Annotated in this window: 13 protein-coding genes; 8 read left to right on the top strand and 5 right to left on the bottom strand. The window is 55.3% G+C overall.

All coding sequences use genetic code 11. The annotated features are described in order from the left end of the window. Positions 1-72 precede the first annotated feature (72 nt). Positions 73-1,530 (top strand): trimethylamine methyltransferase family protein, encoded by a 1,458-nt coding sequence (locus tag HUN04_20795; protein ID WDP92023.1) that lies wholly within the window; start codon positions 73-75, stop codon positions 1,528-1,530. 18 nt (positions 1,531-1,548) lie between these two features. Here the strand turns inward: HUN04_20795 and HUN04_20790 are convergent, their stop codons facing one another. The 5 genes from HUN04_20790 to HUN04_20770 form a co-directional block, all read right to left on the bottom strand. After that, positions 1,549-2,988, bottom strand: a complete 1,440-nt coding sequence (locus tag HUN04_20790) for a hypothetical protein (protein WDP92022.1) — start codon at positions 2,986-2,988, stop codon at positions 1,549-1,551. A gap of 2 nt (positions 2,989-2,990) precedes the next feature. Continuing rightward, positions 2,991-6,233 (bottom strand): outer membrane lipoprotein-sorting protein, encoded by a 3,243-nt coding sequence (locus HUN04_20785; protein WDP92021.1) that lies wholly within the window; start codon positions 6,231-6,233, stop codon positions 2,991-2,993. A 252-nt stretch (positions 6,234-6,485) separates the two neighbouring features. Next, positions 6,486-6,980 (bottom strand): MarR family transcriptional regulator, encoded by a 495-nt coding sequence (locus HUN04_20780; protein WDP92020.1) that lies wholly within the window; start codon positions 6,978-6,980, stop codon positions 6,486-6,488. 82 nt (positions 6,981-7,062) lie between these two features. After that, on the bottom strand, positions 7,063-8,091 hold the full coding sequence (locus HUN04_20775; protein ID WDP92019.1) for a zinc-dependent alcohol dehydrogenase family protein: 1,029 nt from the start codon (positions 8,089-8,091) through the stop codon (positions 7,063-7,065). Positions 8,092-8,111: 20 nt separating this feature from the next. Continuing rightward, positions 8,112-9,557 carry a hypothetical protein gene (locus tag HUN04_20770; protein ID WDP92018.1) on the bottom strand — a complete coding sequence of 482 codons (1,446 nt, stop codon included), beginning with the start codon at positions 9,555-9,557 and terminating at the stop codon, positions 8,112-8,114. 226 nt (positions 9,558-9,783) lie between these two features. Between HUN04_20770 and HUN04_20765 the strand changes: the two genes are divergently transcribed. The 7 genes from HUN04_20765 to HUN04_20735 all read left to right on the top strand — a co-directional run bounded on the left by HUN04_20765 (position 9,784) and on the right by HUN04_20735 (position 20,386). Then, positions 9,784-10,824 carry a two-component system response regulator gene (locus tag HUN04_20765; protein WDP92017.1) on the top strand — a complete coding sequence of 347 codons (1,041 nt, stop codon included), beginning with the start codon at positions 9,784-9,786 and terminating at the stop codon, positions 10,822-10,824. Between the two features lie 107 nt (positions 10,825-10,931). After that, complete coding sequence (locus HUN04_20760) at positions 10,932-12,437, top strand: ABC transporter substrate-binding protein (protein ID WDP92016.1); 1,506 nt, start codon at positions 10,932-10,934, stop codon at positions 12,435-12,437. Then, positions 12,386-14,998 carry a response regulator gene (locus HUN04_20755; protein WDP92015.1) on the top strand — a complete coding sequence of 871 codons (2,613 nt, stop codon included), beginning with the start codon at positions 12,386-12,388 and terminating at the stop codon, positions 14,996-14,998. The genes HUN04_20760 and HUN04_20755 overlap by 52 nt, the downstream gene beginning before the upstream one ends. Before the next feature lie 101 nt (positions 14,999-15,099). After that, positions 15,100-15,990 carry a formate dehydrogenase accessory protein FdhE gene (locus tag HUN04_20750; GenBank protein ID WDP92014.1) on the top strand — a complete coding sequence of 297 codons (891 nt, stop codon included), beginning with the start codon at positions 15,100-15,102 and terminating at the stop codon, positions 15,988-15,990. Positions 15,991-16,093: 103 nt separating this feature from the next. Next, on the top strand, positions 16,094-19,156 hold the full coding sequence (fdnG, locus tag HUN04_20745; GenBank protein WDP92013.1) for a formate dehydrogenase-N subunit alpha: 3,063 nt from the start codon (positions 16,094-16,096) through the stop codon (positions 19,154-19,156). Further along, positions 19,153-19,911: a formate dehydrogenase gene (locus tag HUN04_20740; protein WDP92012.1), complete on the top strand. Its 759-nt coding sequence runs from the start codon at positions 19,153-19,155 to the stop codon at positions 19,909-19,911. The genes fdnG and HUN04_20740 overlap by 4 nt, the downstream gene beginning before the upstream one ends. A gap of 22 nt (positions 19,912-19,933) precedes the next feature. After that, a complete protein-coding gene (locus HUN04_20735; GenBank protein WDP92011.1) occupies positions 19,934-20,386 on the top strand; it encodes a cytochrome c3 family protein in 453 nt (150 codons plus the stop codon). The last annotated feature ends 164 nt before the right edge of the window (positions 20,387-20,550 follow it).

The raw sequence follows: 20,550 nt of genomic DNA, 5'->3' as shown, positions 1-20,550 counted from the left end.
GAAACATCCATTTGGATTTAAGGTACACAAATCACATTAGAAATTTGCACAAAAAAATCATAAGGAGGCAACATGAGTAACACTGCACAGGAACGGTTTGACTCCGCCATCCGGCTTGAGAAGGACTACGAATTTGAACAGGCAAAAAGCATTTATTCGGACCTGGCCGTCCATGTAAAAGGCGATGAGGCGCTTCAGGAGAAAATCAGGCTCCGCCTGGAGGATATGGACGACCTGATCCGGGAAAAGGAAGCCTATGCCAGGATCCATGAAAACGGGAAGCGGGTGCTGACCGATATCGGTATGAATATATCCGAGAGCCCGGAACTCATGGATATCCTCATGGAAGCCGACGCCATTGACTTTGAAAATGAAACCGCCAATTTTATCCCTCTGAAAAAAGAATACATCGAAGACTGCCTGGCCAAATGCCCCCGGCAGATGGCGGCCGACCCCGGGCCCAACACCTTCGGCACCGGCGCCACGCCCCCCTTTCTCAAACGCCCCGGGGACGACGAACTCCGCCAGGCCAACCGCCAGGAGTACGAGGAAATCGTAAAGGTGGTGGGGGAAAACCAGGATGTCACCGGCATCTTCAGCCTCCCCGTTGCCCAGGACAAGAGCATCTCCCTCTACGAGGTGGCCCAGCTCATGGAAAAACATTTTTCAGGCCTGAAGATGATTGCGGCCAAGGGCATGGCCGACGATGAAATCAGTTTTCTGGCCGGCAAGGATGAATGGGTGGACGGCACCAGCCTGATCACCTCCTTTGCCCCCATGGCCACCATGGTCAATCCCTTTATCCGCAGCTGCCGCTCCAACGCCAACCTCCTGCTTCTGGACCTGACCATTGCAGGTTCCTCGGGTCCGGGCAGCCCCGAAGCCCTGCTGACCCAGATCCACGCCCAGGTCATGTTCATGATCGTCATCGCCCAGACCCTGAATCCAGGCGTACTCTGCATGCACGGCGGCATCCCCGGTGTTACCGAAGCCGGCGGCGACCTTTCATACAGTTCTCCGCACAATCCCCTGATCAACGCGGCCATGGCCCGGGTCAACACCTGGATCACCAAACTGCCATCGGCCCAGTCCGGGGGCTCCACCAGCGCCATCGACGTCACCCGCCAGAGTATTCTGGAATCCGAACTGAGCAGGAACTCCCTGAGGAAATACGGGGTCCATATCATCCGCCATTCCCTTGGGGCCCTCGGCAGCCTGAACTTCTTCAGCCTGGAAAAATTTATCCAGGACTGTGAACGGGAAAGGGAGGCCCAGAAAATTTTCGCAAGTGCGCCTGCAGATAAGGGCATCATCCCCATGTACTTCCCCACTGACCCGCAGTCCATGGAAGGGATCCGGGAAATCGCCGAAAAGGGCGGGCCCAAGAATGCAGAACACACCCTGAAAAACGTGGAATCCTTCCTGGCCTGGGAACAGACCATCAATGACGCGGCAAGGAAAAAAATCTACTATAACCAGCTCAACGATACGGTGATCGAGCTGATCGGCAGGGGGGACATGATCCCCTAAACTGCCGCCAGCCCCCGTTCAAAAAGAAAACAAAGAGGACGTGTCCAGGGAGAAATCCCTGGACACCGAAAAAAAGACCCTGTCATTGTTCTCTATCCTGTTAAAAAGGCTGCTTTCCCCGTCATGGTAAAGAACACCGCCGAATTTCACCGACAGGGTGTCTGACAGGTCCACCTCGACCTCCCCCCTCTGGAAGCTGCCCAGATCTCCAGAAACACCCATGAAGCCGGCCACCAGGGTCAGGTGGACGGTATCGTTTTTAAACTCCCGGGCCAGCCTGAAGGCCGATGCCCAATGGTCTTTTTCCATCCGCTCCAGGGACTGTTCAAGGTCCCTGCCAGGTGAAAAGAGATGATGGTTGACCACTTCAACGGTAAGGGTCGTATCGGTGAACCCGGAATACTCCACCCCGGCAAGGGTGTCCAGCTCCCTGCAGGACCGGTCCGGCTCCCGGGAGAACCTGAGGCCGTCAAAAAAGGCGGCCTCACATTTAACCAGAAAATTGCCCATAGATTTGGTCAGGGTGAGCCCGGCCATGTTGATTTTCGGGTATCTGAGACGGGCATGGCCCCCGCTGTCCAGATATACGAAGGCCCTGTCATCATGGACCCGGGCAAGGTAGAGCCCTGCATCCCAGCCGGTGAACCGCCCGGAGAGGGCTGCTGCAAAGCGGGGGCGGTCCAGGCTGAAATTATCGTCGTCCAGGGGCGGCAGTGGGGTGTCCGAAGGGTAAAACTCGCTTCCCCATGCCGGTGTCCGGGGGGTGCGGTCCCCATGGAGCATGACCAGGGTGAGGTTCCAGGGGCCCGAGTACATGTCCAGCCGGGACATGGCCTGGCCCAGGCGGAGGTCCTCAATGTCAGTCATACCGAATTCACGCTGGTCCGTGGGGTTGACCACATCCACCAGTCGAAACACCTCCGAGGTCCCCCAGGCAACGATCTGACGCCCCAGTTTCAGATCCAGCCAGGGGGCCAGGCTTCTTTCCACCCAGATCTCCCTGGCCTCAAGCTCGCGCTCCACACTGGATCTGTAATCATCCTCAACCGGATTGCCCAGGGCCGGGGCCAGGTCGTGGGAGGCCTGGGCCGCCATGAAAAAGCGCCAGCCCCGGCCCAGGTCGGCCTGGGATTTGAGCACCAGCTTACCCGCCAGTTCAGCAAGGCGGTCCCTGCTGCCCGGATCGGTTCTAAAGGCCGAAGAAAGGCTCAGGGCCCCATAAAGGCTGATCCGCTCATCTTCCATGAATTCAGGGGCTTGGGCAATGACCGGGGCGGCGGTTTCCGACTCAAAGCTGTCCAGCAGGAGGTCAAGTTCGGTATCCTCCGCGGCTGCGGGCGCGGCGGATACCGTTCCCAACGCCAGGCCAAGCCCCATGAGCAGTCCCATTAAAAGGCCGGAAAAGGGCCGGCGCCAGGACAGGCATGCCGGGAATTGTCCGGGGGCTGACGCACTCATGGTTAGTTGACTCCTTTTTCAAGCTGCCGGGTGGTGAAAATATTCTTCTCAAGCCCCTGGTTATAGGCCACATCGTTATACCTGAGAATAGTCCTGTGCAGGGTGGTTTTTCCCTTTTTGGTGGCCACCTGCATCTCCATGACGGTCCAGATCCCGTCGATCTTTTCCAGCCTGGGAATATCCAGGTACTTGAGCCGGTTTCCCTCTTTTACAAAATGGATGGCCCGGACAACCACATGGCAATCCTTTCTGACAAAGAGGATGGACTTGGTATACCCGAAATCCTCGACCACCTGGGCGGTCCTGGGAAGGGACTGGATGACCCAGCACGGGGCGCCCCTGACCTCGGCCTCCTTGAGGATCTTGAAATCGTAAAGGTCCAGTTCACGGTCCGTCATATCCGCATAGGAGAGATCCGACCCCATGAAGCTTGCCGTCTTGTCATCCGAGGCAATTCGCTTAACCTTATGCAGGGCCGGAAGGTAGAGCCACTGGTCGTCATCGTTGGTCTTATCGATATCATGGGAAAGAAACCCCGTTTCCCTGACATCCACCGGGGCAAGAAAGAACATGGCCGACCAGGTATCATCCCCGTCATCCCTGGTAAAGGCTTTAAGCCGGCGGACCCGCTGCTTATTATTCTTGTCCACGAGGACCATGGTCATGGAGGCGGTCCTGTCGTCCCCGTCGTACCGCTGGTCCACCGCCGTCATGATTGCCCGTGCCGCTTTCTCATTCCCGTGATCCGTACCCTCTTGGGCCGCGGCAGGCTTGACAAATGAACACACCAACATCAGGGCCGGAATCAGGGCGATGGCAGCCTTTGCATTGGCCAATTTTGACACTCGTATCCTTTTTTTCCCAAAGAAAACCGTAACCAGTGCCGGGGCCAGGAAAAAATCCGCGGCCAGGGCGATGAGAATGGCCCAGCCGGTGAGCAGGCCGAAATGGGTCAGATGGTTCATTGCGGAGAAAAGATAGATGAAAAACCCCATGCTCAGCACAATGCTGGTGACCACCATGGGGCGCCCCACGGTGATCAGCGTCTCTTTCACCGCCTCGGCCGTATCCCCTGTTTTGTCCAGGTAATGCCTGAAATTATGCATAAAATGGATGGTGTCGTCCACGGCCAGCCCCATGGCGATATTGCCCACCAGCATGATAAAGAGGCTGACCGGAATGGAGAACCATCCGGCAATCCCCAGGATAATGACGATGGGCATGAGGTTGGGAATCATGGCCACCAGCCCGATACGAAGATTCCCCAAAAGGAGAATCATCATGAGGGAGATGGTGCAAAAGGCGTAGAGATAGCTGAGTCCCATACTGTTGATGCCTGCGGCAATCACCTTTGAAAAAATCATGATAAGGCCGGTGGTCTCAACGGAGAGACCGGGGAATTCCTTTGCCAGGATTTCATTGACCCGGTGGATGTAATCGGTATAGGCAATGGCGTCAATAAAGGGGAGTTTCACAGAGACCCGGGCCAGGGAAAATTGGGCATCTGTAAAGTCTTCCAGATCGTCGGAGCCGGAATTGGAAAAGAGAAAGAGTTCCTGGGCCGTCAGTTCCCGGGTATCCGGCAGGGTATAGAATTCATCCCTGTTGTTGTGCAATGCCCTGTGGGTCTCTTTAAGCACATCCGCAATGGACCAGACCTTGCCTGCGGTGACACCGGTCGCTTCAATGGCGGCGATGCGGCCGGCCGCAGCCTCAATGCGTGCCATGAATTCGGGATCGTAGAGTCCGTTTTCACGCCCTGTATCCACAATAATTTCCATGTTCACCGACCCTTTCAGGATCTCGTCGATGTGTTCGCTCTCAATTCTCAACGCCTCGGTATCGGGAAGCCATCTCAATACGTCATGGCTGAAATTGAGGCGGAAGATTCCCACACAGGCCAAGAAAAACAAGGCCAGTGAGATGGCCAGAATGGAAAGGGGATACCGGGTGGAGACCCGGGCCACAAAAGAAAGCAGCCTATCAAGCCCCTTCCCGGGCTCGGCAGGGTCAGCCTTGGGCCGCCTGGCAAAGGAAAGGATGGGAGGTAAAAGGGTAAAGGTATAGAACATGGCAAAGAAAACCCCGGCCCCGCCGAATAGGCCCAGTTCGGCAATGGGGGCGACTTCTGAGCCGGAAAAGGAGAATAGACCTGCGGCCGTGGTCAGGCCGGTGAGCACCACGGCAAGTCCGGAGTGGCCCATGGCATGGACCACGGCGGCTTCCCGGGAGGGATTCTTTTTAAGGCGTTTGTAAAAAAGGGCGAGAATGTGGACCGAATATCCCACGCCCACGGCCAGGATAAATGAGGGAAGGATCTGGGTGGGGATCTTGAAGGTAATCCCTGTGACCGCCATTAGGGAGAGGGCGGAAACAAGGGAAAGGGTGACGATGAGGATAGGCGCGACCACCCCTGTGACCCTGCGGAACATGACGACAAGGAAAATCATGACGCCAAGGTAACCCAGTTTGAGAAACCGCTGGGTATCTGCGGACAGGATTCCCTTGAGAAAATGGTTGACGCTGGCCGTTCCGGAAAGGGAAATTTTAAGGCCCTTGTCACGGTAAGAGTCCAGGACAGACCATACCGCCTCCACAGCCTCACCATTCTGTTCAACGGTGAGCCAGGCCCCTTGGACGCCCCCTGCGTTGTCTCCGTCGCCCTCCCCCGCTTCAAACCCGGCGAAAAGATCGGCCTCATCCAGCCGGGGGCTGGCAACAAGCTTGATCACAATGCAGGTGGCGCCCCCATCCTCGGAAATGAGCATATCCTTATACAGGGGATTGGCCGCAACCCTTTCCCTGATGTCATCCACCTCCGCCTGGGTCTCGGGAAAAGGGTCGCATAAATCCCTGACATAGAGGGAGTCATCCTGCCCGAATGTATTTCTGGCATTGACAAGGCTTGTGATGTCATCGATATAGGGCACCTTGGCTTCAAGTTCAGTGTGCATCCTTTTCAGGAGTTTAAAAAACTCAAGTGTAAAAACTCTCTCCGGTTCAACGGCAATCAGAATCAGATCGTCGTTGCCGAACTGGTGTTTGAATTCATTGTAGGCCAAAAGTGAAGGATCCTCCTTGTGGAGAAAGCCTTCGGTGGATACATCCATGCCCAGGCGCCCGAGGTTGGCGGCAAGGGCAAGGAAGAGCCCCAAAACCACAATCAGGGTTTTGAACCTGTGGCGGAACAGGGTGCGGGCCATGCACCGAAAGAACCGGTCGCCCCGTTGTTTGATGAATGTCATGGGAATTCCTTTTTTGTTTAGTAGCTAAATAATAAAATTAAAAAAATTTACACAAAACCCAAAATATGACTCATTCCTATTACGCCTCCGACACTAACCCTCAAGAACTATATAGGAAACGCAGCATGAAACCCAGTAGGTTTAGCAGCTAAACATAACGGTATAGCAGCTAAACCTTTTTGTCAAATAAAATTTTAAAAAAAACAAACTGCGTATCCGGGACTGCGATGTCGGTTTAAAAAAGAATAGGAATCAGGGGGACGGGGGGGGAGACTCGGGTTCGTTCAGGACCGAGTCGCAGAATTTATCCATGCTTTTAAATAGTTTTTCAACAAAGGCCATTGTTTTTTCATCCGCCTCATCCAAAACAGTCGTCAATTCGGGATATATTCTGGCATGGAATTCTTCATGGGCATCATATGCCACCCGGCCGGTATCCGACAGCTTCAGCAGGACATCCCTGTCATTTTGTTCGTCTTTCATCCGGATGACCATGTTTTTGTCCACCAGCTTCCGGATCACCTGGGAAACTGCGCCCTTGGTAACGCCCTGCAGATCGGCCAGCCCGGTGACATTGATCCCCGGATGCCGCCCGACGCTTTCAATGGTATGGATTTCAGAGGGATAAAGCAGGTAGGGGGTGCCAAAATACCTTGGCTTCTGTTCGATCCGTTTCATCTTGTTGACCACCCTGTGAAACAAGGTGTCCAGCAGAATGAAGGAATCATGGTAGCGGTTATCATTCATCTGTCATACCTAATTCACTCAGCCCAGCAAAGTCAATAGATAAACGCAGGCATAGGACTGACAAACCGTCACCCCGTTCTTCTCAATCCACCCTTAACACCTTTGCGCCGCGGATTTTTCTTGTCTTAAGTTCCACCAGCGCCCTGTTGGCCTCTTCCAGGGCAAAGGCCTGGTATTCCGGCCGGATATTCATCCGGTCCGCAAGGGTCAGGAACGCGCTGACATCGGTGCGGGCGACATTGGCCACGCTCTTGATCTCTTTCTCCATCCAGAGGTGGGCGGGGTAATCCAGTTTTAAAAGATGGTTTTTGTCGGCCTCTTCTTTCCGGATGGCATTGATGACCAGCCGGCCGCAGGGGTTTAGGTTTTTCAGGGCCTCGACAACCGGTTTCCACACCGGCGTGGTATCAATGATGGCGTCCATCATTTCCGGGGGCGTCTCATCGATTTCCCCGGCCCATACCGCACCCAGTTCCACGGCAAAAGCCCTTTCCTTTTCACTTCTGGCAAATACCATGACATTGGCGCCGGGGAAAAGATGCTGGACCATTTTCAAAACAAGGTGGCCGGAGGCACCGAATCCGGTCAGCCCGAGATTCTGGCCATCCTTGAGCCCGGTCAGGCTAAGCGAGCGGTATCCAATGGCACCGGCGCAGAGCAGGGGCGCGGCCTCAAAATCACTGAACCCATGGGGTATGGGGTGGGCAAACCCCTGGGGAACCGTCATGAACTGGGCATACCCGCCGTTGGCATCCCGTCCTGTGGCCTTGAATTCCGGGCACAGGTTTTCAAGCCCCTGCCGGCAGAAGCGGCACCTGCCGCAGGCAGAGTGGATCCATGCCACACCGACCCTGTCACCCTCTTTAAACCTGCCGGCATTGCTGCCGGTCTCCGCCACCCGCCCCACGACCTGGTGCCCGAGAACCACCGGCAGTACCGGCGGCGGTGTCCACCCCTCGATTTCATCCAGTTCGGTATGGCAGACGCCGCAGGCTGAGACCCGGACAAGGATCTCTTCGGGTGCGGGTTCCGGGACCGGCAGGACTGCCGATTCAAGCGGGTTCCGGCCCTCTTTAACAGGTGCGATCCTCTTTAATACCATTGCTTTCATAATATGAATCCTTGATTTTCTTATACCCCGATAATCTGTTTCATGGGAATGCCGCCACCGGCATCCCCCCTGATGATGGCAAAGGATTTTACCCCGGGGGATTTATGGATATATCCAGGGGAAAGATACGTATTTTTCACCTGCAGTTCCATAAATACTTCCTTGGGTCTTTTGTATCCGGCCCCGGCGCTGAGTTCATCGGCGAGGGAAAAAACGTCTTCGAGCTGGTCTATTTTCACCAGGTGGTCCACATGAAAGAAAATTTCCGGGTAAGATGCGAAAATATCCCTGATCCACGGGGTGTTTGAAAATTTTTCCGCATAAATGGCCTCAATGTTCATGGCATCGGCCAGATCTTTAATAAAGTCCATGGTCTTTGAAAACACCTCGGCCTTGGGACCCTTGCCCCCCGGGGAGATATCCTCCCGGAATGCCACCGTGGTTTCAATGGCGTCAACGGCCAGAAACATATAATCTGAAATTGCGGAGGCAGTGCCGCCAAAACTGATATACCCCTGGTCCCCTGTCACATAGATGGGCAGCAGGTGAACCTTCATGACGAACTCGCCCTCCAGAAAGACCTTGAGGATCTGGTAGTTTCTATCCAGGATCCATGAAAAAACCGTCCAGAAAATATTTTCAATGGTGCGGTCTGCCTGGAAATTCCTTTTATCGGCTGTGCAGTCTCCTGTCCGCTTGCCCAGTTCAAGGTAGGAATAATCCCGGGGGGCGTATTCAAACTCAACCCCCCTGCCGGTGACGGTGGAGACCGGTTCAACGCCCGAAAGGGGGTGTACCCCATGAAAGGCCAGAAGCGCCTTGCCGATTTCATCGGCAAAACAGGCGGCGTCATCCCCGGTGGGCAGAGAGGAACCGTCACGGGAATACTGCATCACCCCCTTTACGGCACCGTAGCAATTGAGGGTTGACAGCACCTCACGGGCCGGCGCCCCTGCCGGCCGCCCCCCGGCCCTGATCTTACGGGTCAGAATCTCGGTGGTCTTGGACAGCAGATGGTCCGGAGAGATGGAATTGAGCACATCCCTGCGGATAAGGCCGCTGTCCTGGAGGGTCTTTTTTATGTCAAGGCCGGCGGAATGAAGCAGGGCCGCCCTATTCCCCCGGAGGACTTTTTCGACCAGGGAGGGGCGGTTGATATTGAAAAAAGGGGCGGTGTTCACCCGGAATTCTGACTTGAAATCCCTGTGCCACTCCCTGAAAAAATCACAAACCTCCCTCTTTAAACTCCGTGTCTTATCCGACAGCAGTTCCCTTATCAGGGACCCGATATCCAGGTTGAGGGTTTTGTTGCTGGCCCTTCTTTTTTCGGCGGATACGAAACCGTATTTGCTGGGCAGCTGGCCGTAAGCTTTTTTTGCATCGTTCAGGGTGATGTCAAGGGGCCCCTCTTCCCAGCTGAAGCCGGCAATCACTGGATTGTATTCACTGGTCTGGTGTTCAGGCATTTTCTCCCTTTCAGCCTTGCGCTATAGTCCTTCCTCTTTTAATGATGATTCCGGCATCCGCCGCATTCCCCCAGGCCTTACCGTATCACCGGGCCGGAGGATTCGTCAATCTCGGTCCGGGATAATGGTTTTACGGATTCATCTGGTTGACAAAATAGAAGCTCCTATCTTAATCTAAGGGTGGCAGTTCCGAGGTTTGGCAATTTCTGACAACCGGGAATCCGGCATGAACAAACTAAATCAATGTAAAATTCTTCTCGTTGACGATCATAAAACGAATATCGATATCCTTGTTGATGTTTTGAGGGACCGGTACAGGCTGGGCATGGCGCTGAACGGGGAAAAAGCCCTGGACATCATGGACAGGGATAGAATCGACCTCATTTTACTTGATATCAGCATGCCCGGCATGGATGGATTCGACGTCTGCAGGCAGATCAAGGCCAATCCCCTCACAGCGCATATCCCTGTGATTTTCATCACGGCCATGGACGATCATAAATTCATCAAAAAAGGGTTTGAATACGGGGCTGTCGATTACATCACCAAACCCTTTAACCCGGAGGAGGTAGAGGCCCGCGTAACCACCCACCTCACCCTGAAAAACGCCAAAGAGGCACTGAAAAAACAAAATATCATTCTGGATGAAAAGGTAAAGGAAAGGACACGGGAGCTGGAGGAGGCCCAGATTGAAATCGTACAGAGGCTGGGGCTTGCAGCGGAATACCGGGATGAAGACACGGGCAACCACGTCAAGCGGATGAGCCATTATTGTTATATCATGGGCAAATCATACGGGCTTTCCAAAGAAGAATGCGACAATCTGTACCTGGCCAGCAAACTCCATGATATCGGGAAAATAGGGATATCGGATGCGATCTTGCTGAAAAAGGGAAAACTGACCCCGAAGGAGTATCAAATCATCAAAACCCACACCACCATCGGTGCCAAAATGCTCTCCGGAAGCCGGGTGAATTTGCTGCAAACGGCAGAAACCATAGCATATACCCACCATGAAAAATGGGACGGCTCCGGGTATCCCAGGGGGCTGAAAGGAAAGGATATCCCACTGGTGGGCCGAATTGCCTGCATCTGCGATGCATTTGATGCCCTTGTTTCCGAACGCCCATATAAAAAACCATGGCCCGTGGATACGGCGCTGGACGAGATACGCGCCGGAAGCGGCACCTTTTTTCAGCCGGAACTGGTTGAATTGTTCAACCGCCTTGAACCGGATATCCGCTCAATCGTAAATGAATTACAATGACACGCTTCTTTCGGCCACCCTTCCCACCATTGACGGCTTTTAATGCCATTGTCTTCATCATCTGTCTGCTCGGCCTGCCCGTCCACAGCCATGCAGGAAATCCGCCAATGGGCGGTGAACTGCATATCCGGCTGGGGCAGTCCCCCCATCACCTCAATCCGGCCATCCAGTCCGGAGTGGTGACCGGCATCCCGGGCGCGCAGATTTTTGCCGGACTGATCCGCATGGACAACGCATGGCGCCCCTCCCCATACCTGGCCAGGCGGTGGGAAACCGCCAAAGACGGCCTCAGCCTGACCCTGCACCTGGTCCGCCATGCCAGATTCCATGACGGCCGGCCCATCACCTCCGAAGACGTGGCCTTCTCCGTTTTAACCGTTAAAAGATGGCATCCCTTCAAGTCCATGCTTGCCCCGGTGTCCCGGGTGGACACCCCGGATCCCCATACGGCGGTCATCCGGCTCAGCACCCCCCATCCGGCAATCATGCTGGCCATGTCTCCCGTCCTTCTCCCCATTCTCCCCAAGCATATCTACGGCAGTGTGGAAGCGGTCAAAGGGCATCCGGCAAACCTGAAGCCCGTCGGCTCGGGTCCTTTCATCCTTGAAGAATTTTCACCCGATAAAATCATACGCCTCAGGAAAAACCCCCAATTTTTCCTGCCAGACCGCCCCCGCCTGGATTGCATCTGCTTTTCCTTCAGCAAAAATACGGAAGAAGGCGCCATAGAACTGGAAGTGGGGAACACCCACCTGATGTCCTTTTACCAGGATAGACATCAGCTCCGCCAGCTCAGGGATCTGGACCATATCACCGTGTTAGAGGATGCTTTCAAAGGGGTGGGGGGAATCCAGTGGCTGGCATTCAATCTCCGCAAAAAACCCTTCAATGATGTTCGCGTCCGGCAGGCCATCGCATATGCCGTTGACCGTGACTTTATAGTGGAAAAATGGTTCCAGAAGCAGACCCGCGTGGCCACGGGCCCCATATCGTCATCCAGCCCCTTCTATACCAGGGATGTAAACCTCTACCCCCAGGATTTTAAAAAGGCCAACCGCCTCCTGGACGAGGCCGGGTACCCACGGGGAAAAACCGGGAAACGCTTCTCTTTCAGAATGACCTATATCCCCGACAGGAGCGGCAACCGGCAAATTATGGCCGAATATTTTGAACAGCTTTTCCTCCGCCGCCTGGGCGTCGAGGTGATCATTGATCCCCCCAGGAATTTTAAATCCTGGGCCCGGAAAATTGCGAACTGGGATTTCGATGCCACCATAGACAGTGTCTACAACTGGGGGGACCCGGTTATCGGGGTCCACCGGACCTACCTGAGTACCAATATACGCAAAGGAATCATCTGGTCCAACACCCAAGGGTACAGCAACCCTGATGCGGACCGGCTCATGGAAGCGGCCGGCACGGAACTTGATTTCGGCAAGCGCAAAATTCTCTATAAACGGTTTCAGCAACTCATCATGGAAGACCTTCCCCTGCTTCCCCTTTATGAATCCCCTTTTGCCATTGCCCACCACAAGCAGCTGGCCGGCATCGGCGAAAGCATATGGGGTCTTATGACTCCCATGGACGGTGTATTTTGGAAAAGCCCCCCCTAGAGCGGACAACACCACGGCCGGCGTTCGGCATATTTGCCAAGGTATTGACAGGACTGGTACTCATCGTCATTGTTGCCGTGTGTTCCCTGGGCGTCACCCGGCATTATTTCACCACATTCGGAACCGCATTCCAGAAAATACCCCAGACCCACCTGCCGCTGTTTATAACGGCATCCGACCTGGTGAAGGGAACGGGAAAAATGATTCGGAATGTCCCGGATATCGTCACCGCCCAAAGCCCCTTTGTCCTGGAAATCCTAAAGAATGAGATCGAACAGGAATACAGGAATAATATCGCCCTCATCATCCAGATGGAACAGACGCAGATGGAAGGTATCCACAACCTTCCGGACAAGCTGAAGCAATTCTTTGCCCATTTTCAATCCCTGATCGCCCTGGCTGAAAAAAACATAGAGGTCAGCCGCCGGATCGTGCAGATATCCATCCATCTTCGGCGGGTCTCAGAAGAACTCACCGTAACAGGCAGCCCTGCCCGCCGGGACTGCGAATACCAATGGAAAACCCTGGTCCAGATTTTCAGTCTGCTCCAGGCCGTCCCGAATATTCCCACCCAGCAGCAGCTTGAGGAGTACAAAACCCAGATCAGCCAGCTGGAGCAGGCATTGGAAGAGATGTGCCCCATGGCCAGCCGCCCCCCCGATCTAAACCGCTATGGGACAACAATCAGGCGTTACGGCACCGGCGAGAAAGGACTGTTTACCCTGGCCGAAGCCCGGATCAGGCTTGAGGACGCCATCCGCAAAAACCTGATTGAAAACAAATTCCTCTCAGATAAACTGGTGGCGCATACGGATGAGATTTTTAACAAGGTCTCTTACAATGTCCAGGCAAAAAGCGCTGAAGTGGTTAACGACATTGGTTCTCTGGATACCCTCTTTGCGGTGACCCTCATTGCCATCACCCTGAGTGCCGTATTGATTTTCCTCTTTATCCGGAAATCCGTCATCGGCAGGATACTTGCCTTGGAACACTGCATGCAGCAACAGGTGAAAGGCAACCCGTTCCCCGTCCCCAGCGAAGGGCGCGATGAAATCTCAAGCATGGCCAAATCGGTCTCCTTTTTTATTGAAAAACGCAAAGAGTACGAAACAAACCTTGAACAGGCAAAGGAATCCGCGGAAAAGGCAAACCAGGCAAAAAGCATATTTTTATCCAACATGAGCCATGAGCTTCGCACGCCGTTGAACGGCATCCTCGGCTATGCCCAGATCCTGAAAAAGACCCGGCTGACAGCGGAACAGAAAAACGGCCTGGGCATCATCCATGACAGCGGGCAGCACCTGTTAACCCTGATCAATGATGTGCTGGACCTTGCAAAGGTGGAAGCGGGGAAAATGGAGCTCTGCCCCTCGGAGGTCAATTTGCAGGACCTGTTGTCGGAAGTGGTCGGCATGATGCGGATGACAGCCATGGAAAAGGATATCCACCTGGCGTTCACGCCGGATCCCCGCCTGCCCGCCCGTGTTCTGATTGATGAAAAAAGGCTGCGACAGGTCCTGTTGAATCTGCTGGCCAACGCCATTAAATTCACACGCCGGGGCAAGGTGACATTTGCAGTGGATGTGGTGGATACGGACCGCCATTCCCCTGGCACTTCCCGGACGGCCGCCATCCGTTTTGACATCCGGGATACCGGGACAGGCATGCAAAAAGAAGAGATAGAGCAGATCTTCGAACCCTTTGAACAGGTGGGGGGCAGAAAAGAGCGGAGCGGCGGCACGGGGCTGGGGCTCACCATCACCCGCAACCTGGTTCGGCTGATGGGAAGTGAGATCCATGTCAAAAGCAAATACGGAAAGGGATCGTCATTTTCCTTTGTTTTAAACGTCTCCGCGGCCATAAATGCGCCGGTTCAAACGCTCCGGGGCGGACGCCGGATTACCGGATACCGGGGCCGGCGCTACACCATGCTGGTTGTCGACGATCGCCCTGAAAACCTGTCCGTACTGAGGGACATGCTCACCCCCGCCGGATTTGAAGTCATTCCGGCGGAGAACGGGAAAGAGGGCTTTGAAAAAGCACAGAATTTGCACCCCGACGCTATTTTCACCGATATTGCCATGCCGGTTATGACCGGGTATGAGATGCTGGAAAAGATCCGGAACATTCCCGAAACCCGTGACATTCCGGTTTTTATGGTATCGGCCCACGCCTTTGACTCGGAAAGGGAAAAAAGCCGCACAATGGGCTGCCAGGGTTTTTTACCCAAACCGGTGGACCAGGACACCCTATTCTCCCTGATCTCAGACCATTTAGGCCCCCAATGGATCTATGAAGAGACAGCCACCGGAAAGCCGGAATCAGAAGACCCGGCCGACCTTGTTCCGCCGCCATTGGAGATATTAAACGCCCTGAATGAATGGGCAATGACCGGCAACCACATCAGGTTGCAGGAAAAAGCCGAAGCCCTCGAACAGATGGACGATAAATACATCCCCTTTGCCCGCAAATTAAAAGCCCTGAATGAAAGCTATGATGCCGATGCCATTACAGCACTGGTTGATAAGATGATGAAAAAAGAACGAAAAAAGGGAGGCTGACCGCCCCCGCCATTCTCCTTGTAACTTTTTTGTAACCCAGGTTGTGCTAATAGAGCATTTTTTTTGGACCAACCTGTGAGCTATAGAAAAGGAAGGGGAGGATGGAAAACAATACATTAAGAATCATTTCCAAGACCATGGGACGGATGGCGGCCAGGGAGCATCTGCCCCGGGAGCTGATGTCGCTTCTGGGCCGGACCGCCCAGCTCCAGGCGGATGAAAGCAACGGGCTGGACCTGGATCTGTCCGGCATCAATCTTTCCCGCTCTCCCATCTGTCCTCCGGAACAATTCCCCCTGGACCGGAACCGTTTCACGGCCCTTGCCCGGAAAATCATCAACCTCATCCTCAATTGCGCCGATGAAATGCCCCCGGCCATGGCCCAGGCAGCCCTGGCCTTTAATTCAGCCCTGAAAAACGGTGAACTGCACCTTGAAACCGCATTGCGCGAGGTACAGGCCTGCATTGCAGGGAAAAGCACCCCCGGCCCCACCCTTGCCGCATGGGCAAAACAAATACCCGGTGCCCCCTCGGCCATGGCCTTCCTTGTCACTGCCGCCGCAGCCCCGAGCATTGAATCCGGCGCCGTTGCCCTGGCCGAGGCCGCAGGGCTTGACCGGGAGGCAATCAATCCCACCGGCACCTGCCCCGTCTGCGGCAGCCTGCCCTATATGCTGGAACTGCGGGAAAAAGAGGGGCAGCGGTTCGCCCACTGCGCCCACTGCCGCCATACATACCGGATCAGGCGGCTTTCCTGTGCCTGCTGCAACACCGACAATGCAGATCAGCTCAAATACTTCACCGCCGACGGGGAGCCCGGATACCGGGTGGAAACCTGCGACGCCTGCAGGACATATATCAAGACCATTGACTTCAGGGAACTGGACCGGGAGGCCTTTGCCCCCTTGAACGACCTTGAATCCATGTCCCTGGACATCCTTGCCGGGAATGAAGGATTCCAGCGCATGGCTCCCTCGGTGTGGTCAATTTAACCCCCCTAAAAAAACATGCCAGGCATGAAATGCGGCCTGGCCCAGATACAGAAGCACCAGACAAGCACAATTGATTAAGTAAAATTAACCTTAAGGAGAAACAATGGACTTAACCCGCAGAAATTTTGTAAAATTTGCCTCTGCGGCAGCTGCCGGCCTGGCTGCGTCCCCGGTGTTCACCGGGCTCGGGCAGGCCGCTGTTTCAAAATCAAAGAAACGTGCCCGCCAGCTGGATCCCAAGTGGACAAAACAGACCACATCCGTCTGCGCCTTTTGCTCCGTGGGATGCGGCCTGCTGGTTAACACGGAACTCAAGACAAAACGTGCCGTAAACGTGGAAGGGGACCCGGACCATCCCATCAACCGGGGAGCGCTCTGCGCCAAGGGGGCCGCCGCCATCCAGATGACGGAAAACCCCAAACGGACCACCACCTGCCTCCACCGGGAACCCTACAGCGACCAGTGGGTGGAAAAGGACTGGGACTGGTGTAAAAAAAGGATCGCCCGGCTGATCAAGGATTCCCGTGATGCTTCCTTTGAGGCCAAAAACGAAAAAGGCCAGGAAGTCAACCGGACCATGGGCATCGCCTCCCTGGGATCGGCCGCCCTGGACAACGAAGAGTGTCTGGCCATGCACAGCTTCATGCGCTCTTTGGGGCTGGTCTACGTCGAACACCAGGCCAGGATCTGACACAGCGCAACTGTAGCGGCTCTGGGAGAGTCGTTTGGACGCGGTGCAATGACCAATCACTGGATTGACCTGAAGAACTCTGATTGTATTCTGATCATGGGCAGCAACGCTGCCGAAAACCATCCCATCTCCTTTAAATGGGCTCTCAAGGCCCAGCAGAAAGGGGCAAAAATCATCCATGTGGACCCCAGGTTCACCCGGACCTCGGCCAAGTCCGACATGTACATGGCCCTCCGGTCGGGAACGGATATTGCCGTCCTGGGCGGGATGATACGGTACATCCTGAACAATAAAAAATACTTCACCCCATACATGGTGGAATACACCAATGCCGCTTTCATCGTGGGCAAGGGGTATGGATTTGAGGACGGACTCTTTACCGGATTCGATCCGGCAACCAAAACCTATGACAAATCCAAGTGGGCCTTTGAAACCGACGCAAACGGGGTGCCCAGGCAGGACAAGAGTCTGACCCATCCCAGATGCGTCTTCAATATCCTGAAAAAACATTTTGAAAGATATAGCCTGGACCGTGTATCGGCCACCTCGGGCATTTCAAAGGAGGATCTGCTGGCCCTCTACCGCACCTACAGCGCCACGGGCAAAAAGGGCAAGGCCGGCACCATCATGTACGCCATGGGCTGGACCCAGCATTCTGTCGGGGTCCAGAACATCAGGGCCATGGCCATCATCCAGCTGCTTTTAGGCAACATCGGCGTGGCCGGCGGCGGGGTCAATGCGCTCCGCGGGGAATGCAACGTCCAGGGCTCCACAGACTACGCCCTGCTCTACCACATCCTGCCCGGGTACATCAAAACCCCCCTGGCGGGCCAGGAAACCCTGGCGGACTACAACACGGCCTTTACCCCGAAGAGCGCCGACCCCAAAAGCGCCAACTGGTGGCAGAACTATCCCAAGTATTCGGCCAGCCTCATCAAGGCCATGTACTCCGACGACACCGTGGAGGAAGGCTACAGGTACCTGCCTAAGCTGGAATCCCATGCGGCATCCAAATATTCCTGGATTCCGCTCATCCACCGGATGCACGAGGGTAAATTCACAGGCGGACTGGTCTGGGGGATGAACCCGGCCTGCTCCGGCTCGGACTCGGTGAAAACCCGTGAGGCCCTGGGAAAACTGGACTGGATGGTCAACGTCAACCTCTTCCAGTGCGAAACCAGCGACTTCTGGAAGGGTCCGGGAATGGATCCCAAAAAGATCAAGACCGAAACCTTTTACATCCCCTGCGCCTCGGCCATTGAAAAGGACGGCTCCGTATCCAACTCGGGCCGGTGGATGCAGTGGCGGTACAAGGGTCCTGAAGCGCCCAAGGGCGTGCTCACCGACGGCCATTACTTCCACGAACTCTGGGAAGAACTGGTCAAACTCTACGAAAAAGAGGACGGCGCCTTTCCCGAGCCCATCACCCGCCTGAGCTTTAACAACATGTGCGAAAAAGGCCGCAACGGCCACTACCACTTCAGTGCGGACAAAACAGCCAAACTGGCCAACGGCTGGTTCACCAGGGATGTCACCGTAAAGGGCAAAAACTTCAAAAAAGGCCAGCAGGTACCCTCCTTTGCCTATCTCATGGACGACGGGTCCACGGTATCGGGCAACTGGCTCTATTGCAACTCCTACACGGAAGACGGCAACAAGTCCCGGCGCAGGGACCCCGCCCAGACCGAGGAACAGGCCAGAATCGGGCTGTATCCCAAATGGACCTGGTGCTGGCCGGTCAACCGCCGGATCCTCTACAACCGGGCCTCCGTGGATCCCAAGGGACAGCCCTGGAACAAGGACAAGGCCGTTATTGCCTGGGACGGCAAGGCCTGGCAGGGAGACGTGCCCGACGGCGGCTGGGCTCCGGGGGAAAAACACCCCTTTATCATGAGAAAGCATGGATTCGGCCAGCTCTTCGGGCCGGGCCGTGCGGACGGCCCCCTTCCCGAGCATTACGAGCCCCTGGAATGTCCGGTTCACCGGCACGCCTTTTCCCCGCGGCTCCATAACCCGACCTCCGTGGAAGTGGGTAACGAAAAAAAGGCGGTGTGCGATCCCCGCTACCCCTTTGTGGCCACCACCTACCGGGTAACCGAGCACTGGCAGACCGGGTCCATGACCCGGTGGATGACCTGGCTTACGGAAGCCGAACCCCAGATGTTTGTGGAAATCAGCCCCAAGCTGGCCAAGCTGAGGGGGATTGAAAACGGGGAACGGGTGGTCATCGAAAGTGTCCGCGGGGCGCTCTGGGCCATTGCCATGGTCACCGAGCGGATCCAGCCCTTTAATGTACAAGGGGTGGAAACCCACATGGTGGGCATGCCCTGGCATTACGGCTGGGTAACACCGCTTAACGGCGGGGATTCGGCCAACATCGTCACCCCCAACGTGGGCGATCCCAACACCGGGATTCCCGAGTACAAGGCCTTTATGGTGAACCTGCGCAAGTGGAAAAAGGGAGATAAGATATGAACGGTAAAAGCTTTTTCGTAGACCTGACCCTGTGCACCGCCTGCCGGGGCTGCCAGGTGGCCTGCAAGCAGTGGAAGGACCTGCCTGCCGAGCAGACCAAAAACTTCGGCTCCCACCAGAATCCGGCGGACCTCTCCTCCCAGACCCTGCGCCTGGTGCGGTTCAACGAAGGCCGGGACAAACATGGGAAACTGCGGTGGAATTTTTTCCCCGAGCAGTGCCGCCACTGCATCGAGCCCCCCTGCAAATACATGCTCAACATGTACCGCGCGGACGCCGTAACCCATGATGAAAACACCGGTGCGGTGGTTTACAACGAGGGGGTTAACCTCTCCGCAACCGTGGGCCTGGAACCCAAGCAGATCTGCCCCTACAACGTGCCCCGGCTGGATAAATCAACCGGGCAGTGGACCAAGTGCGATATGTGCATCGACCGGGTAAAAGAGGGCCTAAAGCCGGCCTGCGTCAATTCCTGCCCCACCGGCACCATGAATTTCGGGGACAGGGAAGCCATGCTGGAACTGGCGGAAAAGCGGCTGGCCGAAATAAAAAAGACCCGGCCGGATGCCTTTCTGGCCGACCCTGAAGACGTACGGGTAATCTATCTTTGCGACTCCGAAGCAGAGAGCTACCATACCCACCTGACCGCCGATGCAGGGACAAAATCCGCCATCCTGGCCCAGGCCAGGCCGGCAGCACAGTCCAGGCGGGAATTTATCACCGGCCGCTTCACCTTCGGCACCCCCAAGGTTTAACCCGGGATATAAGGAGACTAAAATGAAAAACAAAGTGTTTATATTCCTGGCTGCAGCCCTTCTGACCCTGGGCTTGAGCCTGGCGGCCCAGGCCAACGATCCCGAGCCCGCGGAATTCGAGGCACCGGAAGACGGGCTTGAGATTAACTTTATCCAGGGTCACTCGGACCGCGACCTGTCGGTGGAATTCAATCATTCCAGCCACGAGTCCTACGAATGCATTGACTGCCACCACAGGATGGGGGAACTCAAAGGCAGAAAGCCCCCCAGAAGCTGTGCCGCCTGCCATGACAACTTCAGCCCCGACGACCTCAAGGGCTACAAAAGCTATTTCAAGGCCATGCACAAGATCCGGTACGCCCCCAACGCGGAACGGCCCTCCTGCCTGCACTGCCACACCAATGAATTCGGCGCTGACGATAAGGACATGACCGGCTGCAACGCCTCGGCCTGCCATTCCGACGGCATCCGCTGATTCCGGTTCAAAGCAAGATCTTTATCCCGGCCCTTCCAGGGCCGGGATATTTTCCCCCACCCAACCGCCTCCCATTTTTTCCATACCTGAAAGCATCCATCCCCCCCGTTCAAGGCCGGGTTCACGGCACTCTCTTTCAAACGTTTTAGAAAAAACAAATTTCA

Origin of the sequence: Desulfobacter sp., assembly GCA_028768525.1 — a bacterium.
In the GTDB taxonomy this organism is placed as follows: Bacteria; Desulfobacterota; Desulfobacteria; order Desulfobacterales; family Desulfobacteraceae; genus Desulfobacter.
The sequence above is the reverse complement of the archived record's forward strand: the minus strand, read 5'-3'. Positions and strand labels throughout refer to the sequence as shown.